This is a genomic window from Salmonella sp. SJTUF15570 (assembly GCF_043357055.1).
Classification (GTDB): Bacteria; Pseudomonadota; Gammaproteobacteria; order Enterobacterales; family Enterobacteriaceae; genus Salmonella; species Salmonella enterica.
Window position 1 is genome coordinate 344,834 of sequence record NZ_JBEUKJ010000003.1, and the last position, 19,044, is coordinate 363,877.

The 19,044-nt window shown below is 43.1% G+C and carries 21 protein-coding genes, 1 tRNA gene and 1 pseudogene; 11 read left to right on the forward strand and 12 right to left on the reverse strand.

The annotated features are described in order from the left end of the window. Positions 1-22: 22 nt before the first annotated feature. From aspA to ABVN44_RS08025, 7 genes are all read left to right on the forward strand, one after another. Positions 23-1,459: an aspartate ammonia-lyase gene (gene aspA / locus ABVN44_RS07995; protein WP_000069440.1), complete on the forward strand. Its 1,437-nt coding sequence runs from the start codon at positions 23-25 to the stop codon at positions 1,457-1,459. Between the two features lie 114 nt (positions 1,460-1,573). After that, positions 1,574-2,875: an anaerobic C4-dicarboxylate transporter DcuA gene (gene dcuA / locus ABVN44_RS08000; protein ID WP_000637595.1), complete on the forward strand. Its 1,302-nt coding sequence runs from the start codon at positions 1,574-1,576 to the stop codon at positions 2,873-2,875. Positions 2,876-2,995: 120 nt separating this feature from the next. After that, positions 2,996-3,343 carry a divalent cation tolerance protein CutA gene (gene cutA, locus ABVN44_RS08005; protein ID WP_000887832.1) on the forward strand — a complete coding sequence of 116 codons (348 nt, stop codon included), beginning with the start codon at positions 2,996-2,998 and terminating at the stop codon, positions 3,341-3,343. Beyond that, positions 3,319-5,022, forward strand: a complete 1,704-nt coding sequence (locus tag ABVN44_RS08010; protein WP_023231656.1) for a protein-disulfide reductase DsbD — start codon at positions 3,319-3,321, stop codon at positions 5,020-5,022. Before cutA ends, ABVN44_RS08010 begins: the two co-directional genes overlap by 25 nt. A gap of 36 nt (positions 5,023-5,058) precedes the next feature. Next, on the forward strand, positions 5,059-5,634 hold the full coding sequence (locus ABVN44_RS08015) for a transcriptional regulator (RefSeq protein WP_001188509.1): 576 nt from the start codon (positions 5,059-5,061) through the stop codon (positions 5,632-5,634). A gap of 115 nt (positions 5,635-5,749) precedes the next feature. Next, positions 5,750-5,825: transfer RNA gene (locus ABVN44_RS08020), tRNA-Phe, on the forward strand. Between the two features lie 182 nt (positions 5,826-6,007). Then, a complete protein-coding gene (locus ABVN44_RS08025; RefSeq protein WP_023231657.1) occupies positions 6,008-7,279 on the forward strand; it encodes an integrase arm-type DNA-binding domain-containing protein in 1,272 nt (423 codons plus the stop codon). Positions 7,280-7,391: 112 nt separating this feature from the next. Here ABVN44_RS08025 and ABVN44_RS08030 read toward each other — a convergent pair whose 3' ends face one another. From ABVN44_RS08030 to ABVN44_RS08060, 7 genes are all read right to left on the reverse strand, one after another. Further along, positions 7,392-8,537: a TIR domain-containing protein gene (locus tag ABVN44_RS08030; protein WP_023231658.1), complete on the reverse strand. Its 1,146-nt coding sequence runs from the start codon at positions 8,535-8,537 to the stop codon at positions 7,392-7,394. 214 nt (positions 8,538-8,751) lie between these two features. Further along, positions 8,752-10,224, reverse strand: coding sequence for a relaxase/mobilization nuclease domain-containing protein (locus ABVN44_RS08035; RefSeq protein WP_023231659.1), 1,473 nt, complete (start codon positions 10,222-10,224; stop codon positions 8,752-8,754). Then, positions 10,221-10,595 carry a plasmid mobilization protein gene (locus tag ABVN44_RS08040; RefSeq protein WP_023231660.1) on the reverse strand — a complete coding sequence of 125 codons (375 nt, stop codon included), beginning with the start codon at positions 10,593-10,595 and terminating at the stop codon, positions 10,221-10,223. The genes ABVN44_RS08035 and ABVN44_RS08040 overlap by 4 nt, the downstream gene beginning before the upstream one ends. A gap of 3 nt (positions 10,596-10,598) precedes the next feature. Continuing rightward, positions 10,599-10,820 carry a hypothetical protein gene (locus ABVN44_RS08045; RefSeq protein WP_023231661.1) on the reverse strand — a complete coding sequence of 74 codons (222 nt, stop codon included), beginning with the start codon at positions 10,818-10,820 and terminating at the stop codon, positions 10,599-10,601. Positions 10,821-11,027: 207 nt separating this feature from the next. Next, entirely contained in the window at positions 11,028-11,399 is a 372-nt protein-coding gene (locus ABVN44_RS08050) for a hypothetical protein (RefSeq protein WP_023231662.1), read from the reverse strand. A 485-nt stretch (positions 11,400-11,884) separates the two neighbouring features. Then, a complete protein-coding gene (locus tag ABVN44_RS08055) occupies positions 11,885-12,160 on the reverse strand; it encodes a hypothetical protein (RefSeq protein ID WP_023231663.1) in 276 nt (91 codons plus the stop codon). 3 nt (positions 12,161-12,163) lie between these two features. Beyond that, a complete protein-coding gene (locus ABVN44_RS08060; RefSeq protein ID WP_023231664.1) occupies positions 12,164-12,451 on the reverse strand; it encodes a hypothetical protein in 288 nt (95 codons plus the stop codon). A gap of 610 nt (positions 12,452-13,061) precedes the next feature. Here ABVN44_RS08060 and ABVN44_RS08065 point away from each other — a divergent pair. Together ABVN44_RS08065 and ABVN44_RS08070 are read left to right on the forward strand one after the other, a co-directional pair. Next, positions 13,062-13,907: a replication initiation protein gene (locus ABVN44_RS08065; RefSeq protein WP_023231665.1), complete on the forward strand. Its 846-nt coding sequence runs from the start codon at positions 13,062-13,064 to the stop codon at positions 13,905-13,907. Next, positions 13,904-14,170, forward strand: a complete 267-nt coding sequence (locus ABVN44_RS08070) for a helix-turn-helix transcriptional regulator (protein ID WP_023231666.1) — start codon at positions 13,904-13,906, stop codon at positions 14,168-14,170. The genes ABVN44_RS08065 and ABVN44_RS08070 overlap by 4 nt, the downstream gene beginning before the upstream one ends. Before the next feature lie 25 nt (positions 14,171-14,195). On the opposite strand, the gene ABVN44_RS08075 is transcribed toward ABVN44_RS08070, so the two are convergent. The 3 genes and pseudogenes from ABVN44_RS08075 to ABVN44_RS08085 all read right to left on the reverse strand — a co-directional run bounded on the left by ABVN44_RS08075 (position 14,196) and on the right by ABVN44_RS08085 (position 15,344). Continuing rightward, positions 14,196-14,399 (reverse strand): AlpA family transcriptional regulator, encoded by a 204-nt coding sequence (locus tag ABVN44_RS08075; protein WP_023231667.1) that lies wholly within the window; start codon positions 14,397-14,399, stop codon positions 14,196-14,198. Between the two features lie 444 nt (positions 14,400-14,843). Next, positions 14,844-14,921 (reverse strand): annotated as a pseudogene (locus ABVN44_RS08080) (helix-turn-helix domain-containing protein); the annotation flags it as partial. A gap of 90 nt (positions 14,922-15,011) precedes the next feature. Beyond that, complete coding sequence (locus tag ABVN44_RS08085; RefSeq protein WP_001165472.1) at positions 15,012-15,344, reverse strand: MerR family transcriptional regulator; 333 nt, start codon at positions 15,342-15,344, stop codon at positions 15,012-15,014. Positions 15,345-15,415: 71 nt separating this feature from the next. Here ABVN44_RS08085 and ABVN44_RS08090 point away from each other — a divergent pair, with 71 nt between their 5' ends. Then, positions 15,416-15,793, forward strand: a complete 378-nt coding sequence (locus ABVN44_RS08090; RefSeq protein ID WP_000916345.1) for an EthD family reductase — start codon at positions 15,416-15,418, stop codon at positions 15,791-15,793. Positions 15,794-17,002: 1,209 nt separating this feature from the next. Then, the gene (locus tag ABVN44_RS08095) at positions 17,003-17,755 is read left to right on the forward strand and encodes a non-specific acid phosphatase (protein WP_000842411.1); all 753 of its coding nucleotides are present in this window, start codon (positions 17,003-17,005) and stop codon (positions 17,753-17,755) included. Positions 17,756-17,886: 131 nt separating this feature from the next. Here ABVN44_RS08095 and ABVN44_RS08100 read toward each other — a convergent pair whose 3' ends face one another. Together ABVN44_RS08100 and ABVN44_RS08105 are read right to left on the reverse strand one after the other, a co-directional pair. Then, the gene (locus ABVN44_RS08100) at positions 17,887-18,735 is read right to left on the reverse strand and encodes an SdiA-regulated domain-containing protein (protein WP_000175393.1); all 849 of its coding nucleotides are present in this window, start codon (positions 18,733-18,735) and stop codon (positions 17,887-17,889) included. A 25-nt stretch (positions 18,736-18,760) separates the two neighbouring features. Beyond that, entirely contained in the window at positions 18,761-18,922 is a 162-nt protein-coding gene (locus ABVN44_RS08105; protein WP_001816720.1) for a hypothetical protein, read from the reverse strand. Between the last annotated feature and the right edge of the window lie 122 nt (positions 18,923-19,044).

Genomic DNA, 19,044 nt, shown 5'->3' on the forward strand with positions numbered 1-19,044 from the left:
CAGCTTGAAAAAGAAGGTTCACATGTCAAACAACATTCGTATCGAAGAAGATCTGTTGGGTACCAGGGAAGTTCCAGCTGAAGCCTACTATGGTGTTCACACTCTGAGAGCGATTGAAAACTTCTACATTAGCAATAACAAAATCAGCGACATCCCTGAATTTGTGCGTGGCATGGTTATGGTAAAAAAAGCGGCGGCGCTGGCCAACAAAGAGCTGCAAACCATTCCTAAGAGTGTGGCGAATGCCATCATTGCCGCATGTGATGAAGTCCTTAACAACGGTAAGTGCATGGACCAGTTCCCGGTAGATGTCTACCAGGGCGGCGCGGGCACTTCCGTCAACATGAATACCAACGAAGTGCTGGCCAACATCGGGCTGGAACTGATGGGTCATCAGAAAGGTGAATATCAGTACCTGAACCCGAACGACCACGTGAATAAATGTCAATCCACTAACGACGCCTATCCGACAGGCTTCCGTGTAGCGGTTTACGCCTCTATCGTCAAACTGATCGATGCCATCAACCAGTTGCGTGAAGGTTTCGAACGTAAAGCGGTTGAATTCCAGGACATCCTGAAAATGGGTCGTACCCAGTTGCAGGACGCCGTACCGATGACGCTTGGTCAAGAATTCCGTGCGTTCAGCATCCTGCTGAAAGAAGAAGTGAAAAGCATCGAGCGTACTGCTGAGCTGCTGCTGGAAGTCAACCTTGGCGCAACGGCAATCGGTACCGGTCTGAACACGCCGAAAGAATACTCTCCGCTGGCGGTGAAAAAACTGGCTGAAGTCACTGGTTTCGCCTGTGTTCCGGCGGAAGATCTGATTGAGGCGACATCTGACTGTGGCGCGTATGTTATGGTTCACAGCGCGCTGAAACGTCTGGCAGTGAAGATGTCCAAAATCTGTAACGACCTGCGCTTGCTCTCTTCTGGTCCTCGTGCCGGCCTGAACGAGATCAACCTGCCGGAACTGCAGGCGGGCTCTTCCATCATGCCAGCCAAAGTGAACCCGGTAGTACCGGAAGTCGTAAACCAGGTATGCTTTAAAGTCATCGGTAACGACACCACCGTTACGATGGCGGCGGAAGCCGGTCAGTTGCAGTTGAACGTTATGGAGCCGGTTATCGGTCAGGCGATGTTCGAATCCATCCACATTCTGAGCAACGCGTGCTACAACCTGCTGGAAAAATGCGTTAACGGCATTACCGCGAATAAAGAAGTGTGCGAAGGGTACGTTTATAACTCCATCGGTATCGTCACTTACCTCAACCCGTTCATCGGCCACCACAACGGCGACATCGTCGGTAAAATCTGTGCTGAAACCGGTAAGAGCGTACGTGAAGTTGTGCTGGAGCGCGGCCTGTTAACGGAAGCCGAGCTGGACGATATTTTCTCCGTACAGAACTTGATGCACCCGGCTTATAAAGCTAAACGTTATACTGATGAAAGCGAACAGTAATCGTACAGGGTAGTACCAAAGAGGCACGTCACGATGACGTGCCTTTTTTCTTACAAGAAGTTACCAAATAACAACAATTTAATATCAACTTGTTAAACAACAAGGAAGGCTAATATGATAGTTGTCGAACTTATCATTGTTTTGCTGGCAATCTTTTTGGGCGCCAGACTTGGGGGCATCGGTATTGGATTCGCAGGTGGGCTGGGTGTTCTGGTACTTGCCGCCATCGGCGTGAAGCCAGGGACAATTCCATTCGATGTCATTTCCATCATCATGGCGGTTATCGCCGCGATCTCTGCTATGCAGGTCGCGGGCGGTCTGGATTATTTGGTAAACCAGACGGAAAAACTGCTGCGTAAGAACCCGAAATACATCACTATCCTCGCACCGATTGTGACCTATTTCCTGACTATTTTTGCTGGTACCGGGAACATTTCCCTGGCAACGCTGCCGGTTATTGCTGAAGTCGCGAAGGAGCAGGGAATCAAACCTTGCCGTCCGCTCTCGACCGCCGTGGTATCCGCGCAGATTGCGATTACCGCCTCGCCGATTTCTGCGGCCGTGGTGTATATGTCTTCTGTTATGGAAGGTCATGGCATTAGCTACATTCACCTGCTGTCCGTGGTTATCCCCTCTACGCTGCTGGCGGTGCTGGTGATGTCCTTCCTGGTCACGATGCTGTTCAACTCCAAACTGTCGGACGACCCGATTTACCGCAAGCGTCTGGAAGAAGGGCTGATTGAACTGCGTGGTGAAAAGCAGATTGAAATCAAACCGATGGCAAAAAATTCCGTCTGGCTGTTCCTGCTGGGCGTTATTTGCGTGGTTGTTTATGCGATTGTCAACAGTCCGAGCCTCGGCCTGGTTGAGAAACCGCTGATGAACACCACCAACGCTATTTTGATCATCATGTTGAGCGTCGCAACGCTGACCACCATCCTGTGTAAAGTGGAAACTGACGCCATCCTCAACTCCAGTACCTTTAAAGCAGGGATGAGCGCCTGTATCTGTATTCTGGGCGTGGCGTGGCTGGGCGATACCTTCGTATCCGCTAACATCGACTGGATCAAAGACACTGCGGGTAGCGTCATCCAGGGCCATCCGTGGCTGCTGGCCGTCATCTTCTTCTTTGCTTCCGCGCTGCTCTACTCTCAGGCGGCAACGGCGAAAGCGCTGATGCCGATGGCGCTGGCGCTGAACGTCTCTCCGCTGACGGCAGTCGCTTCCTTCGCCGCCGTTTCCGGCCTGTTCATTTTGCCGACCTACCCGACTCTGGTTGCGGCGGTACAGATGGATGACACCGGTACAACCCGTATCGGTAAATTCGTCTTTAACCACCCGTTCTTCATCCCAGGCACCCTGGGCGTCGTTCTGGCTGTCTGCTTCGGCTTCCTGCTGGGCAGCTTTATGCTGTAAGTGTTTCACCCGCGGGGCGTATCACGCCCCGCATTCTCCCGCCCTTTGACTAACATCCTGCCCTCGTCCGTTGTATAGTGACCGTTCACTTGCGGGTCTTTTTGTTCTTTCGAGGTGTTTATGCTTGATGTTAAGAGTCAGGATATTTCCATCCCCGAGGCCGTTGTGGTGCTTTGTACCGCCCCGGATGAAGCTACCGCCCAGGATCTGGCCGCCAAAGTGCTGGCGGAAAAACTGGCTGCCTGCGCCACCCTCCTCCCCGGCGCGACATCGCTGTACTACTGGGAAGGCAAACTGGAGCAGGAGTATGAAGTTCAAATGATCTTAAAAACCACCGTTTCACATCAGCAAGCGCTTATCGACTGCCTGAAGTCTCATCACCCGTATCAAACGCCTGAACTTCTGGTTTTACCTGTTACTCACGGAGATACTGATTACCTCTCATGGCTCAACGCATCTTTACGCTGATCCTGCTGCTGTGCAGCACATCCGCCTTCGCCGGATTATTCGACGCGCCGGGTCGCTCGCAGTTCGTCCCTGCCGACCGGGCGTTTGTTTTTGATTTTCAGCAAAATCAACACGATCTTACCCTCTCCTGGCAGGTAAAAGAGGGTTACTACCTTTACCGTAAACAAATCAGTATCACGCCGACGAAAGCGGATATCGCCGCAGTCCAACTCCCGGCAGGCGTCTGGCATGAAGATGAGTTCTACGGAAAAAGCGAAATCTACCGTAAGCGGCTAAACGTTCCGGTAACGGTTAACCAGGCGGCGGCTGGCGCGACATTAACGATAACGTACCAGGGGTGCGCCGATGCGGGATTCTGTTATCCGCCGGAAACGAAAACGGTGCCGCTAAGTGAAGTCGGCGCGGCAATAGACGCCACGCCGACGCCTGCTGTCACCCAGACGAGTGAGACGTCAAAACCCGCCGCCCAGCTACCTTTTTCCGCGCTCTGGGCACTGCTGATCGGCATAGGCATCGCCTTTACGCCCTGCGTTTTACCCATGTATCCGCTGATTTCCGGTATTGTCCTGGGGGGAAGGCAACGTTTGTCGACGGGGCGCGCACTGCTGCTGGCCTTTATCTATGTACAAGGGATGGCGCTGACCTATACCGCACTGGGTCTGGTCGTCGCCGCAGCGGGATTACAGTTTCAGGCGGCGCTGCAGCACCCTTATGTGTTAATCGGCCTTGCCATCGTGTTCACCCTGCTTGCGTTGTCGATGTTTGGCCTGTTCACACTACAGCTCCCCTCCTCACTGCAAACCCGGCTGACATTAATGAGTAATCGTCAGCAAGGCGGCTCGCCCGGCGGTGTTTTTGTTATGGGGGCGATTGCCGGATTAATTTGCTCGCCCTGTACCACAGCGCCATTAAGCGCGATCCTGCTTTATATCGCTCAGAGCGGCAACATGTGGCTGGGCGGCGGTACGCTGTATTTGTATGCATTAGGTATGGGTCTGCCGCTAATGCTGGTCACCGTGTTTGGCAACCGCCTGCTACCGAAAAGCGGCCCGTGGATGGCGCATGTTAAAACCGCTTTTGGTTTCGTGATCCTCGCGTTACCGGTCTTTTTACTGGAGCGGATTATTGGCGAGGCTTGGGGTTTACGTCTGTGGTCACTGCTGGGCGTCGCTTTCTTTGGTTGGGCCTTTATCACCAGCCTTCAGGCCAGACGAGCGTGGATGCGTATCGTACAGATTATCCTGCTGGCGGCAGCGCTCATTAGCGTGCGGCCTCTACAGGATTGGGCGTTCGGATCGCCATCCGCGCAAGCTCCAGCGCACCTCAATTTCACGGCTATTTCTACCGTGGACGAACTCAATCAGGCGCTGGCGCAGGCCAAAGGCAAACCCGTTATGCTGGATTTCTACGCCGATTGGTGCGTGGCCTGTAAAGAGTTTGAAAAGTATACCTTCAGCGATCCGCGGGTCCAGCAGGCGCTCGGCGACACGGTGCTCTTGCAGGCTAACGTCACCGCTAATAATGCGCAGGATGTCGCGCTGTTAAAGCATCTGCAAGTCCTCGGGCTGCCCACCATTCTGTTCTTTAATGCCCAAGGCCAGGAACAGCCGCAATCGCGAGTCACCGGCTTTATGGACGCCGCCACCTTTAGCGCGCATTTGCACGATCGCCAACCGTGAGCGACACTTGCAAAAGCAAAGACGGAGGAGAATACCGTGCAACGTGAAGATATTCTGGGAGAAGCCCTGAAATTACTGGAGACGCAAGGGATAGCCGATACTACGCTGGAAATGGTGGCGGAGCGCGTAAATCGCCCACTCGACACATTACAGCGTTTCTGGCCAGATAAAGAAGCCATTTTATATGACGCGCTACGTTATCTGAGTCAGCAGGTAGATATCTGGCGACGCCAGCTTCTTCTTGATGAGACGCTTTCTGCTGAACAAAAGCTACTGGCACGCTACAGCGCGCTTTCGGAATGTGTCAGTAATAACCGTTATCCTGGTTGTCTGTTCATTGCCGCCTGTACGTTTTATCCCGATCCAACCCATCCGATTCACCAACTGGCTAATCAACAAAAACGCGCGGCACATGATTTTACCCATGAGCTACTGACCACGCTGGAAATTGACGATCCGGCGATGGTTGCAAGGCAGATGGAGCTGGTGCTGGAAGGTTGTCTCAGCCGAATGCTGGTCAACCGCAGTCAGGCTGATGTAGATACCGCTCAGCGGTTGGCGGAAGATATTCTGCGTTTTGCACAGTGCCGTCAGGGTGGCGCGCTCACCTGACGGGTACTGATTTTATGCATTTTGCCTGAAAAGCAGGCAGTCAGCGCGCTTTTATCACTTTTTTCGTGTAAAGCCGTTGACGACCGCGCCCCTTTACGGTTTAATGCGCCCCGTTGCCCGGATAGCTCAGTCGGTAGAGCAGGGGATTGAAAATCCCCGTGTCCTTGGTTCGATTCCGAGTCCGGGCACCAATCATTTAGAAACGGACGTCTACTAACGTCCGTTTTGCTTTATAAAGTCAACAAGTTATCCCCTTCCAGTTGTCTACTACTGTCCGTTAAAATCTACTGGCAGCGCCCCCTATTTGTTGGTAAAAATGTTGGTAATCTCAGTTCGATGGGATTTTTACCAACATTTGCACAGGAGGCTTGCTATGCGTTTAACTGATATTGCTGTAAAAAACGCCAAGCCTTCCGACAAGCAGATCAAGCTATCGGATGGAAAGGGGCTGTATCTGCTGGTGCATCCAAATGGTTCCAAATACTGGCAAGCGGCTTATCGCTATGATGGTAAGCAGAAAGTGTTCTCGATTGGCACCTACCCTTCTGTATCGCTCTCAGAAGCTCGTACAAGCCTCTTGGAGATGAAATCTCTGTTAGCTAATGGTATTGACCCACTACAGCAAAAAAAGGCTGCAAAAGCTGAGGAGCGCGGAGATTTCACGTTTGAAGCTGTAGCGCGGGAATGGCACAAAAAAATGGCTGTTAGTGAGCGATGGATACCTAAGCATAGCGAACGAGTTTTAAACAGTCTCATTAACCATCTTTTCACTGCCATAGGCTCACGAGATGTTAAAACGCTAAAAACCCGCGATCTGCTGCTTCCTCTTCGTAAAATTGAGGCTAAAGGTCAAAATGAAACAGCTTCACGACTGAAACAGCGTATTACAGCTATTATGCGTTATGCTGTTCAAGAAGATCTGATTACTCAAAATCCTGCCGATTATTTAGACGGAACACTGACAACCCCTAAACGCAATCATTACCCGGCTCTTGAACTTGAGCAGATACCGGATCTACTTGCTCGTATTGATGCTTATAATGGGAGTAGATTAACTGTATTAGCTTTAAAACTCACTTTATTAGTATTCATACGTTCAAGTGAACTACGCTTTGCCAGATGGCCTGAAATAGATCTTAAAAACCAACTCTGGATTATTCCGCCAGAGAGGGAAGAAATAAAAAATGTCAGATTTTCAGAACGTGGTTCTAAAATGCGTATGCCGCATTATATACCGTTGAGCAATCAGGCTATTGATGTATTAAAAGAGCTGAAAGAGATCAGTTATGATATATCTGACGGGGAAGGATTAATTTTTATTGGTTGCCACGATTATAAAAAACCGATGAGTGAAAACACCATAAATAAGGCTTTGCGTCAAATGGGCTATGATACTAAAACTCAAATTTGCGGCCACGGTTTCCGCACAATGGCTTGTAGTAGTCTGGTTGAGTCCGGTATATGGACAGAAGACGCTATAGAAAGGCAAATGAGTCATAAAGAGCAAAACAACGTTCGTGCGGCTTATACTCATAAAGCTAAGCATATTACGCAGCGTCGTTTAATGATCCAATGGTGGGCTGATTATTTAGATGCAAATAAAGAGAATCATATTATGCCGTTTGATTTTGCCAGAATAAATTAACTGATCACCGAAAACAATAAAAGAGGCTTAAAGCCTCTTTTATCGCAGTCTAAAACATCTTGATGTTTAAGTGTTGATACCTGATCTTACACTTTTTATTCTTTATATAAAATTACTCTCCCTTTATCAGTTGATAAATAGAATCTTTTTTTAAATGATCTATCACTTCGAAGAAAGATATAAAAAACTCCCAAGATCCTAATGCATAACAGTGAAGTTCATAAGGAGGAAAGTGGAAAGTAAACCCTGATTGATTTAATGTGAAATTAGATAAATCACTATTTTCAACCCCTGTAGTAAACCAATCCATATCTGATTGTTCTGCTTTTTCTCCAGTCCTTTCCCAATATACTCGTGGTGCATCTTCAATAAGTTTGCGTTTAATCTTTGATATTGCTTCTTGTGAGTCCTCGTTGTTAAATAAATCATATATGCTAAATTTATATGAATAGTCATTGTCTGTAATAACAAAGTTACTAACTTCAAAAGCTGTATTTGGATGAGCAGCTCCTGCACCATACCAATTTATAGTATGCAATATACTTATCACTGAGTCATTACAAAATGCTATATTATAACTCTCATAATAAGAATCCGTATAGGTACTCTTATATTCTTTATTCCAATCAAATTCTAGAGGCCAAGGGGATGTTCTGTTGTTAAATAAGATACGTACAGCTCGGCCTTCAAAATACTTTGATAATGTATCTGATGACTTAGAATTTTTAGAATTATTAATCACTGGGTAGCTAATTTCTATATCATGCCCCGGGATTTGTTTATACTCTTCTTTTAAAATATTAGTTTTAAAGGTAAATAAACCAAATTGAATACCTTGCACTATTTCTAAATTTTGCTGTGAAGCTGCTAATCTTAAAGATCTATCGAATATTTCCCAACCATCATTCCTCTTGAAATCGATAAACTGTATTTTATTGGAAATATAGGATGGAACTTGAGAATCATCAATCAACAAAGGAATTACAAATATATCATCTGGTTTGTAGTATTTTAATTTTTCAATAGCATCATTGATCTCACGTCTAATATAACCATTTTTTTGTATACTGATTTTACTTAGTATTAGAACAATAAGATTTGAATTATTAAAATTTTTCTGAATTTCATAGTCCCAATCAACACCTGCTGGAATATCTTTTATATCCATCCAAGGATTAAAGCCGTCATTTTTTAACTTATCGTATATTACTTCTGTCGTTTCTTCATCTTCTTTTGCATGAGCCAAGAAAATCTTCATTTCTCTACCTCAACACCTTGATTATGATTGTTTTTTCAAAAAATTATTTAAGCATTTTTTCACTTGCCAATCAAGAGTATTTTATTCAGGCAAAGATCACATCATACTAATTTTAGTTTATATAAGATAGTGTTATATTTAAGTTAATGAATTAGGAAAAAACAACAATTATTGCTTTAGAAAAAAATATTAAAACACATCACATTGATACATTTTAATTTAAAAATAAATTATTTTTAAATTTTTCAACATTTGAATTTTTTGCCTTTTCTTTTTTATTTTCTTCATATTGCTGAATTTTATATTTTAATTTAGTCTTAAACCTGTTTTCGTATTGAACTACGTAGGATGGCTTTTTCTTTATTTCTTCTTTAATCACTTTCTCTTTATTCTTTGGCTGAATAACTGGTTTCTTTATATTTAACTTTTCCCTTATCTCTTCGATCTTAGTTGCTCTGCTGTTGATTTTGCCACGGCCTTTGAGTCTAAATTTATTGGTGGCAGTTGTGGCTGTTTCTGCATGATCAAGTATCCTACTGATAGAACTGCTGCTAAATTTAGAACTCCCACTATTGAAGCTACCTTGATTATAAGGCTTGATTGGTTCTTTATTGTATTGTTTTTTAACTCTGTTGAGTATTTGTGCAGTTTTCTGTGTTGTTCTTCTAACTTTACGGCTTGTTGGTCTATTATATTTTTCGCTGAGTTTAAAGCTGTATTTGTTGCTTCTAATGAGTTGTTCACTCTGGTTAATGTCTTTTGCGTCTGGTTTAATGCTGTGCTGACTGATTCTGATAATATCATCATCGATTCTGTCAATGGCTCTACTGTCATTGATATTTGATTCAACAAATGATCGTCCAATACTATTTGGTTCATCATCTTTTCTTGCTGAGAATCTTCTAACGAGTTCATCATCTCTATTTTTGTCATATTTCACCTTCGTTTTAATTGTGTTCCAACTGTATTTTTTACCCAACTGTGAGCCTTTAAATGCCACATCTCCCACACTGAAAGAACAACCCGCTACGTTGCCAGTGCTGGCAACATTGAACCAAGGTTCAATGCCTACGGCCTGCATTCTGTCTATAAACGTCTGCAGATCTGGTTTACCCAACATAGCCGCCTGTAATGCGTTCTGTAGCACGATACGAGCTGGTTTTTCACCTGTACGGAGGGCTTGCTCGATCTCGTTCTTGGTTGGTGCTGATACCTCTGATTTAGAGCCTTTTAGTCCTTGTGTGATAGTCAGGTCGTGCTTTACTTCTAAACGTTCACAAGCTGCTATTGTGTTAAATGCTGAGTGCTGCCCAAGCCATACCGAACCGTCTAAACCAACCCTATTTGCTACAATATGAATATGGTCTTGATCTGTATCTTTATGACGCACACAAATATATTGATGTTTTTCTATATCAATATTCATTTCTTTCAAATAGTCTTTTGCTATCTCCTGCCATTTTTCATCTGTTAATTTTTCACCTTTTGGAAGAGATAAAAATGCATGAAAGTCTGTTTTTTTTATATCTTGTCTAAAGCTGCTTACAGTTTTAAACTCATCAGTTAAATTACTAACGTTATTTTTATCTGCTGACATATTGCTACAAATAAAACCGTGCTCATCTTTTAATATGTAATCAACTCTATTTTTAAATGATCTTCCCGTTTTAGCCACATTCCCTTTCATATATACCCCAAGTCTTTATTTATTTCTATTATCCTTCTACCAACCTGCTTTATATTAAAGTTGAATTTATCAACCTCGTTTTTATCAAAATACTCATTGCTATTTAGTTTCTTTGTTGCTTGGTTTATGTTATTGGCAACTGCTGAAAGTTGCATATATGTTTTTTGATTTACTTCAGGCATTTTTCTTTTAACAATAGGTTCAGAGTTTAAAATCTCTTTTCTAATGTAATGCCCCCTCTCAAGGCCGGACGCCTCAACAAGTTCTTTTAAATATTCAAACTCTACTTTGTTTACTCTAAACTGTATAGATATATCTCTGCGTTCTTCGTGATTTAATTCTATACGACCTCTTTTTCTGTCTGTATCCATATTTTATTTTCCACCTGTAAACATATAATCTCTTATAGCTTTTATATAGTCTTCATCATTTTCATCAATCAACGATTTTAGAAGGTCATCAGCTTTATTTTCTTGTATATATCTATGAGCTACAAAATAGCACAACCTTTGCTCATCACTATTTATTTCACTAAAAGGTATATCTTTATCTTGTTCTATGTAATAAAAAAATCTTGCTAATACCTCAAACTTCATTTTAAACTCATTTGTTTTTCTATGTCATCATCAATCATATTCTATTGTTCCTTTTGTATTTAATCAGTGATTTTTTATCTATCATTTTTCTAACATCCGATATTGCTTGCTTTGCTTCGCTTGAAGAGTTTGTTTTTCCTGTGCAGCTACGGATCATAAAACCTCCCAACATAATACAAAGTATTACCATTGCTACAGACATAATCATCATATTATTTTCTCCCTGACTAAAAATCTAAATAGTGTATTATAAGAACCTACTAATGAAATATCTTCAAACCATAATATAATATTTTCAGCTAAAGCAACCTTAGCCCTATTTGATAATTTATTTATTATCTCCACTACTTCGTTTAAATCTTTTATTTCAACATCTCTATTTGCTTCATCTCTTGCCTCACCTAAAAAATAGATACTCGCTTCAAGATAATACCTTAAATAATCCAAGTCATAATATTCATATTTCACAAACTCTTTTTTTGTGTCATCATCACCCAGTATGGCATTAGTTAAATATTGATAATGCTCAAATAAAATTTTCCCATCTATGTTATTTATAAAATTTAAATCATCATTCATTTTAAATACTCCTATAATATTAAACTGTATGGTTTACCGCCAACCCTTGATAGGGTCAGGCGGAAGGGTAGATCTTTTTCAACCCTACGAGCAAAGCGAGATAGGGCAATCCGAAGGATTGGGTAAATAGCGGATACGCTATTACACCTTGCCTCAGTTTCCGAAAAACAAAAAAACAAAGCTGAACTACACCTGTATTTAAATAAATAACCGATAATAAGATCTAGTCAATAGCGGCTACATAAATAAATACACCACACGGAAAATAAAATGCAAATAAAAGATAGGGTAAATAATATATTGTCTTCTGGTAGCTGTGCGCAATAAGTAGCTTTGAGTAAAATTTGCAGCGGGGGAAAATCGTCAAGTGCTAAATCGTGGGGTCCCACAAAGTGGGTTCCGATTTAGATCTTGATGACGCTATGGAGGGAAAAATTTAGATAGGTGATGGTTCGCACTGCGAGCCATCACCTTGCAAGACAGGTTTACATTCTTCTTCTGAAGATAATGTTATCTGAGAAAATCGCCTTACCTGCGACGAAACCGACAATAGCTATTATTGGTAAACTAATAGTAGCTCCTGCCATACCTGTAGACATTCCGATCAGTATCGACAGGCCGAAGGTCAATAATATAACCACGAAAGCATACCAACCGGGATATGTTCCATACAGAACTGACGCTTGGCAGCCCGTGCATACCTGAACACCTCTTTGACTTTCTTTTAGACAAAAAGGGCATTTGATTGTGTTGTTTTCCATTTTTCAGTTCCTTTTAAAAAAAGCACCTTGATAGACTACGCCATCTTTGACTTTTTCGATTTTAAAAGTCCAAGAGCCAAGATCTTTGTTTTGTGTTTTGGCGATATAGATAGGTTTCTTGCTTTCATCCCAGCTTTTAACGGTAAAAACACCATCACGAAACTTGATCACATCTTTCTGAATATCAAGCCTGACACCATACTGTTGATTGATATAGTTGCCGTAAACCCCATCATCACCGCACCCCGTTAGCAGGGTGGCAAGACCTGCCGCTAACATAAATTTACGCATACCCTTTCCTCACCAATGGCACAGATCTACGATCGACCTGTAAACGTCTTAGAATTCAATTATTTTCATGCCCAGTCATATCGTTTGTACCGATCGAAAAGCACATAGCGATAGATTTAAACTATCACAAATAAACAATCGATCGTTTTAACCAATTAAATACCGATCGATTGAATGCCTTTTGATTACTAAAACCTATCAATATCTAGCTATCTATCTTTTATATCGATCATCATCTGTTACCGATTCGAATTCTGACGATGGGAAACAACGGCAGAGGTCTATGATGGGCTATAAGGCACGGAAAATATTTTAATATCTTATAGGCATGGTTTTATTTTATTAGTGCCATAAAATAATAAGGCACCTTTAGACTATAAATATAGCTTCACTGAGTAATATTTATAACCAAATAATACATACTATCTGATATGGCTAATATCTACTTGACAAAGTCTTAAAATATATTATTTATTTTGTATATTAAAAATAAATATAAAAATACAAGGTATGACTAACTATGTTGGTTGTGAAAGAAAAAATAAAGCCCCTATTTTACCAGTCAGAGAAACTTATAAAAAGGAGCGTTTAATTTATTAAGGGAAGCTAAATGTATTTAAAACAAGATATATATAATGAAGATAAGTTTAAAAGTCAAATTCAAAAATACGTATTAAGCACAGATGATTTTAATGATGGTGTGTATCGAAACCCTAAAGAAAAGGCATTACTAAAGAAATATATTGGATTTAATAATCGCTCTTTCGTTAACGGTCTTGTATTCGATGTAGACCACGAATACGGCGCTATTGCTTGGGATCTAGCTGATTTGCCAAAACCTAATATAATCATACAGAATACCAGAAATGGCCATGCACACTTGTTGTATGCTTTAAAAAGCCCAGTTCTTAAAACAGACTCAGCAAGAATAAAACCTTTAAAACTTGCGTCCGTTGTTCAATGTGGTTTTACAGAAAGATTAGATGCTGATAAGGCTTATGCTGATATTTTAATAAAAAACCCGTTAAATGAAGCTGAATGGCGTACAACGTGGGCTGAGAGTGAAACCTATGATTTAACTTACTTGTCTGAGTTTGTGCCTGATGTTCTTACGACGAAAAACATTAAAAGCAGAAGTGAAATATATGGTTTAGGTCGCAACGTTAATTTATTTGAAGATCTGAGAATAATAGCTTATAAAGAAGTTTTGAAATATAAAGCAAATAAAACATATAATGACTTTTATCTTGATATGTTTTCAAAAGCTACAATGCTGAATGATTACAGTAATCATAACAATCCATTGACATACAGCGAAATAAAACAGATCAATAACAGTATTTGTAAATGGACGTGGAGAAATTTTACGGCTGAAAGATTTTCTTCAATCCAATCAGCAAGAGCCAAAAAAACAAGAAAAGCAAAATCATTAATAAACTTTTTGGAGGATTTATGATTATAAAGAAAAGAATGAAAAGACCAATGACACAAAAAGCAATGGCAGAAAAGTTTGGTGTATCTGTTTCTACTGTGAAAAACTATATATCCCTTCCTCGTGAAGACTATTTAAAAGAAGCAGAAGAAAAACGCTGTCTTGCATTTAATTTAAGATCATCCGGTCTAAAGTGGAAAGAAGTGGCTGAAAAAATGAATACAAGCGAATATAGTGCGATTGCATATTATCGTAGATACTTAGCATTACTAGAAAAACAAATATAGGCCACTCTGTGGCTTATATTTAGTTTTACGCAGCTTGATTGCGTGAATAAAAAATCTTTTCATCAATCCACTGATCAACCTCACTTTCAATAAATGCGATAGACCGTTCCCCTGTTTTTACGGGAGCTGGAAAACTATTATTTTTAATCAGTCGATAAATCCAAGCTCTACAGAATCCGGTACGATCGATTACTTCTGAAATACGAATAAGTTTTGTTTTTTCTTTCATATATTTTTCCTTGTGTTATTTGATGTAATGTATCATTCGAATATCGCTTATGACGATCAGCACTTATTTTTAGCATTTTTATTTTTTTAGGATGGAAACGGAGATAAAAGAAGATAACTTAATTAAAAACAATTGCTTATATATTTTAGCAAAAAGTGCTCTTTTATTTGACAACACGATGTTTACACTATCTAAAAACCGATGTTTACTGATGTCTACTAACGAACAATGACGTAACTTATTGATTTAAATTGACAACATCTATGATTTGTTGGTAAATATTAGCTGGTAAAAATAAATATGTGTTTATTTTTGTTATACAAAACATAGGATTGCACAAATGTTCGATTCCGAGTCCGGCACCACTTATTCAGAAAGCCCAGCCTATGGCTGGGTTTTTGCTTTTCTGGGAATGGAAATCCGTAGCTCCCATCTCTGGCCTGACTAGCTATAACGAGAAGGCCAGATTTTCTCTGGCGCAACGCCCAGCGCTTCGGCGATCAGCTTTTCCCCTTTGGGCCAGGGTCAATATCAAATGTGAATTTGAACAATGTTCAATCGGAGGAGTAGAATCCATTTCCCACATGGTGTTAGAAGGTAAATTGTCAGGGGCTAGTCATTAAGAAACTTATTGAGAAGATTGCGGCTTTCCGAGAGCGCGTCAAACTGACGGTCTATCTGTGCCAGTTGTTCTCGCACTTTAGCTTTTAGTTCCTCGCAAGGTGAGGTTCCTGCATGTACGCAGTTCAGCAAACTACGCACAACCGGTAACGTGAAGCCTGCACCATTTAGAATAAGTATCCGTCTGACAATATCCACATCTTCTGACGAGAAACTGCGATAGCCCGTATCGGTTCGCGAAGGATGAAGCAAACCTGCGCTCTCGTAGTACCGAAGCATCCGTATGCTAACGCCAGTCAATGCCGCCAGTTTTCCAATCTGCATAACGTCCTCTTGACTCTGACACCGCTGTCAGAGTGTAAGCTTTGAACTCCCGAAATGACAGGAGTAGCAACATGTTAAAACTAGTCATGTGCGTCAAAAGGCGTGCCCATTTAACGCGAGAAGAATTTGATCATTACTGGCGTAACCAACATGCCTCACTGGTGGTTAAACACTCAGAACGTCTTGGTATTCGTAAGTACATCCAGACAGTTCCCCTGGCGAACAGTGCCGCGCAATCAGCGCTTCAGCAGACAAGAAATTCATTGCCCGTCGATTTTGATGGTTGCGCCGAGTTGTGGTGGGACAGTCTGGAATCGCATATTGCAGCCCGAAAAACAGAAGAAGGATTAAGCGCCCTTCAGGAGCTTATTGACGATGAGGGGGAATTCGTGGATTTGGAGCGTTCACAGCTATGGTACGGTGAGGAGCGGTGTGTGATTTCTGGGTGAAAAGTCGACGGGTTGAAAAATTACTCTATTTGTCGATTCAGAAGCGACTTTTTGGTGAAAATTTAAACCAACTCATTCTGGCGTTATATATGGACCAGGACACATAACGAAGCCCTACCCTTAAACAACGATTTTTCGTGATAACCATCACAAAAATAAAGCGATTTTTTATGGGGGCCTTCGTGGGAGCGCTGTTTGTAAGAAATACCAACAAAACCAATAACAAACAGCACGTTAATCGTGAATATGACTCCGAGTCCGCACCACTATTCAAAGCCGGTTGATCAGATTTGCAAGATGCAATGCTGACGGACACAAAGGCAAGCCGGTAAAAACACGATGTAACGCTGTTACTTGTTGTTAAAAGAAAGGCTCTTGAGGAACAGACTTGTTAGCGCAAGTCTGTTTTTTTGCGCCTGATATTTGCAAGAAATCGGATGGCGTGATTTCTCCGGTTTCTGCTACATCAACGCAGGCGAAGCATTCCGGCCCGATGAGAGGAAGGTTAAAACAAAGGCTGCTCCAGTTGAAGGATGTGATTTAACAGATATACCTGATTAAAACCGCCGCGCCCTTCCCTGCCCTGTTTCTGCAGGACGCGAGTCTTATAATGCCAGGTACAAGCCTTTTTATCGCGCGGAACTTTTATCACGCCTGTCAGGAAAGCTTACTTAGCTACAGGGAGATTATTACCAGTAATAACGCCTATCACTTCATCTGACGGTTCGCTAACCCCGACAAGTGAATCCAATATCTCCGCCATGAACTTTTTCATCACTGAAAACAATAATCCCTTCGCCAATTTTGGCATTTTTTCTTTGTCGGCTTCTTTATTCTTAAATACTGTTTCCGACTCTTGTTCATAATCATAAATTAATACTCAGCACATCATGACTGATGGTAGTTACCGGGGTAACAGAGCACATACTTTAAAATACTTATTCATAGTTTGTTATTACGGAAACATTTTAACCTAATGCGTGTCAATCAGGCACGCAGATAAAAAACAACCGGGGAGAAAATTTAAACAAAATGCTGTTAGCCGGAAGTACCGGTATTGTTCTGTTGTCCGCAGCAGTCAGTCCGGTATGGACAGACAATAATACCAGTGCAGCGTTCTGCTTTTTTACCTGTATGTTGAATAACCATTGCAATAAATCATTATAGGATTACATCTGTTTATTATTGCCTGATCCGGAGTGAGTCTTTATGAAAAGTCGTTATTTACTATTTTTTCTACCACTGATCGTAGCTAAATATACATCAGCAGAAACAGTGCAACCCTTTCATTCTCCTGAAGAATCAGTGAACAGTCAGTTCTACTTACCACCACCGCCAGGTAATGATGATCCGGCTTTCCGCTATGATAAGGAGGCTTATTTTAAGGGCTATGCGATAAAGGGTTCCCCGCGATGGAAACAAGCTGCTGAGGATGCAGATGTAAGCGTGGAAAATATAGCCAGAATATTCTCGCCAGTAGTGGGTGCTAAAATTAATCCCAAAGATACGCCAGAAACCTGGAATATGTTACAGAATCTTCTGAAAATGGGCGGCTACTACGCTACTGCTTCGGCAAAAAAATATTATATGCGTACTCGTCCCTTTGTCTTATTTAATCATTCTACCTGCCGTCCTGAAGATGAGGATACTTTACGAAAAGATGGCTCTTACCCTTCCGGGCATACTGCTTATGGTACACTTCTGGCATTAGTATTATCCCAGGCCAGACCGGAACGCGCGCAGGAGCTCGCCAGACGAGGATGGGAGTTCGGGCAAAGCAGAGTGATATGCGGTGCTCACTGGCAAAGCGATGTTGATGCCGGCCGTTATGTGGGAGCAGTAGAGTTTGCAAGGCTACAAACAATCCCGGCTTTTCAGAAGTCACTGGCAAAAGTTCGTGAGGAGCTGAACGACAAAAATAATTTATTGAGTAAAGAAGATCACCCCAAACTTAATTACTGAAGGTGAAAGTCTTCCCGCAAACTGGCCACAGCAAATGAAAGGAAGTGCAACTGCGTAGGGGCGACCGGGCGTGGAGAACGCCTTTGGTTTCCCCGATTCGCAAACCACCCGTTTGCAGTCCGTCCAGACCGTCATGACGTCGTTGTCCGGCTGAAGCGGTAAAACCGGTCTGGCTCACTGACTATCCACAGCGAATTCCGGCCATCAGAAGCTATCCCCTCCGCCTGTGGAATGTCCCGCTCCAGACCACTGTGTCCCCGGCGCAGCGGCATCACCCTCCAGCCGCCCTCGGGGTCTGACACCATTACCAGGGCTGATTCATGGGAAAGCACATACAGCCGCCTGTTTTTCCTGTCGTAATGCAGGCCGGAGATATCCTTCAGGAACCACGGCAGGGACAACCGGTGTGTCAGTGAATCACTGACCGACAGAGAGTCATGGCTGTGGTCCGTTTCTAAAAAACGAAGCGGTTTCTTTTCCTGCGCCACTATCAGTGCATTCTCTCCCCGTCCACGGGCAAGGCCTTCAAAACCGGCATTGTCGCTTTTTCTGTCCACATCCAGGGTCAGGGTGTATGACGCCGGCGGCAGGACAGACGTGTTCCTGCCAATGTGGTGGGTGGTGAGCATCCGTCCCCGCTCCCGGGACAGGACATAGCGGTTCCGGCCGAGGTACTCAATGGCCTCAAAATCATGGTCGCCATCCGATGGTATCACCCGCAGCACGTTCCCGTCCGTGTCCAGCTCCACCACCGACGACGGATGGTCGGTCACGGCAAACAGCGTTCCGCTGTCCGGGTTCCACGTCAGGCCGGAGAGACCGCCCTGTATACCGGGAATGTCTTTTTCTGTCGCAAGCTGCCACTGCGTTTCCTCCGGGTACCAGGTTTCCGGAAAATACAGTGTGGCCGCACCGGCCACCATCAGAAGAGCGCCAGCCAGCAGTGCCGGTTTTTGTTTAAGTAAACGTCTCAGAGTCATGGTTCCGGATGTTCAGTTCATCGCATTACATGCAGTCAATGACAAACCAGAGCATGGCCAGGGCTCCGGTCAGGAAGCCGGAGATAAAAGCGCTGGTCAGCAGCAGTAAAATCAGCGCCCGGAGCGAAAAGCGTCCCCCGCCATACCCGGCGCGTCTTTCGTCATCCGGCATGTTGTCCTTCTGCAAAAAAAATTCTCCGGGGAATTACCGGTATGGAGATGTCCGGATAAAAAGAGCTTTATTCCCGTAAGGCCTGTCATGCAGCCCCGGATTATATTCATTCAATATTCAGTAACAGAAATACCGAT

Coding starts and splice junctions, on each gene's coding strand:
- aspA (WP_000069440.1), top strand. CDS start 23: ATGTCAAACAACATTCGTATCGAAGAAGATCTGTTGGGTACCAGGGAA.
- dcuA (WP_000637595.1), top strand. CDS start 1,574: ATGATAGTTGTCGAACTTATCATTGTTTTGCTGGCAATCTTTTTGGGC.
- cutA (WP_000887832.1), top strand. CDS start 2,996: ATGCTTGATGTTAAGAGTCAGGATATTTCCATCCCCGAGGCCGTTGTG.
- ABVN44_RS08010 (WP_023231656.1), top strand. CDS start 3,319: ATGGCTCAACGCATCTTTACGCTGATCCTGCTGCTGTGCAGCACATCC.
- ABVN44_RS08025 (WP_023231657.1), top strand. CDS start 6,008: ATGCGTTTAACTGATATTGCTGTAAAAAACGCCAAGCCTTCCGACAAG.
- ABVN44_RS08030 (WP_023231658.1), bottom strand. CDS start 8,537: ATGAAGATTTTCTTGGCTCATGCAAAAGAAGATGAAGAAACGACAGAA.
- ABVN44_RS08035 (WP_023231659.1), bottom strand. CDS start 10,224: ATGAAAGGGAATGTGGCTAAAACGGGAAGATCATTTAAAAATAGAGTT.
- ABVN44_RS08040 (WP_023231660.1), bottom strand. CDS start 10,595: ATGGATACAGACAGAAAAAGAGGTCGTATAGAATTAAATCACGAAGAA.
- ABVN44_RS08045 (WP_023231661.1), bottom strand. CDS start 10,820: ATGAAGTTTGAGGTATTAGCAAGATTTTTTTATTACATAGAACAAGAT.
- ABVN44_RS08050 (WP_023231662.1), bottom strand. CDS start 11,399: ATGAATGATGATTTAAATTTTATAAATAACATAGATGGGAAAATTTTA.
- ABVN44_RS08055 (WP_023231663.1), bottom strand. CDS start 12,160: ATGGAAAACAACACAATCAAATGCCCTTTTTGTCTAAAAGAAAGTCAA.
- ABVN44_RS08060 (WP_023231664.1), bottom strand. CDS start 12,451: ATGCGTAAATTTATGTTAGCGGCAGGTCTTGCCACCCTGCTAACGGGG.
- ABVN44_RS08065 (WP_023231665.1), top strand. CDS start 13,062: ATGTATTTAAAACAAGATATATATAATGAAGATAAGTTTAAAAGTCAA.
- ABVN44_RS08070 (WP_023231666.1), top strand. CDS start 13,904: ATGATTATAAAGAAAAGAATGAAAAGACCAATGACACAAAAAGCAATG.
- ABVN44_RS08075 (WP_023231667.1), bottom strand. CDS start 14,399: ATGAAAGAAAAAACAAAACTTATTCGTATTTCAGAAGTAATCGATCGT.
- ABVN44_RS08085 (WP_001165472.1), bottom strand. CDS start 15,344: ATGCAGATTGGAAAACTGGCGGCATTGACTGGCGTTAGCATACGGATG.
- ABVN44_RS08090 (WP_000916345.1), top strand. CDS start 15,416: ATGTTAAAACTAGTCATGTGCGTCAAAAGGCGTGCCCATTTAACGCGA.
- ABVN44_RS08095 (WP_000842411.1), top strand. CDS start 17,003: ATGAAAAGTCGTTATTTACTATTTTTTCTACCACTGATCGTAGCTAAA.
- ABVN44_RS08100 (WP_000175393.1), bottom strand. CDS start 18,735: ATGACTCTGAGACGTTTACTTAAACAAAAACCGGCACTGCTGGCTGGC.